Source organism: Acidovorax sp. ST3 (genome assembly GCF_003231145.1).
In the GTDB taxonomy this organism is placed as follows: Bacteria; Pseudomonadota; Gammaproteobacteria; order Burkholderiales; family Burkholderiaceae_C; genus Acidovorax.
The window spans coordinates 1-683 of sequence record NZ_QKVP01000043.1 but is presented as its reverse complement, the minus strand read 5'-3'; the positions used below and the strand labels follow the sequence as shown (position 1 = coordinate 683).

The following is a 683-nucleotide window of genomic DNA, read 5'->3' as shown; positions in this document are numbered from 1 at the left end:
GAGGGTGTAGGCCAGTTCCAGGTCGGCCGTCGCCCCGGCCTCCTGCATGTGGTAGCCGGAAATCGAGATCGAGTTGAACTTGGGCATCTCCTTCGAGGTGAAGGAGAAGATGTCCGAGATGATCCGCATCGAGGGCGCGGGCGGATAGATATAGGTGTTCCGCACCATGAATTCTTTCAGGATGTCGTTCTGGATCGTTCCTGAAAGCTTGGAGGCGGGCACGCCCTGTTCTTCCGCCGCGACGATGAACAGGGCCAGGATCGGCAGCACCGCCCCGTTCATGGTCATCGACACGCTCATCTGGTCGAGCGGGATGCCGCTGAACAGGGTGCGCATGTCGAGGATCGAGTCGATGGCGACCCCGGCCATGCCGACGTCGCCCTTCACCCGGTCGTGGTCGCTGTCGTAGCCGCGGTGGGTGGCCAGGTCGAAGGCCACCGACAGGCCCTTCTGGCCGGCGGCGAGGTTGCGGCGATAGAAGGCGTTGGAGTCCTCGGCCGTGGAGAAGCCGGCGTACTGGCGCACGGTCCACGGGTTGGTGACGTACATGGTCGGATAGGGGCCGCGGCCGAACGGCGCCAGGCCCGGATAGCCGTCCAGAAAGTCAAGGCCCGCGACGTCCTCGGGGCCGTAGATCGGCTTCAGGGCCAGGCCCTCGGGCGTGTCCCAGGCCGGAAGCTCCC

The 683-nt window shown here is 65.4% G+C and carries 1 protein-coding gene; it reads right to left on the bottom strand.

The genetic code is table 11. The features are described from left to right. A partial coding sequence (locus DNK89_RS23430; RefSeq protein WP_238990913.1) for a methylmalonyl-CoA mutase family protein occupies positions 1-683 on the bottom strand: 683 nt, incomplete at both ends.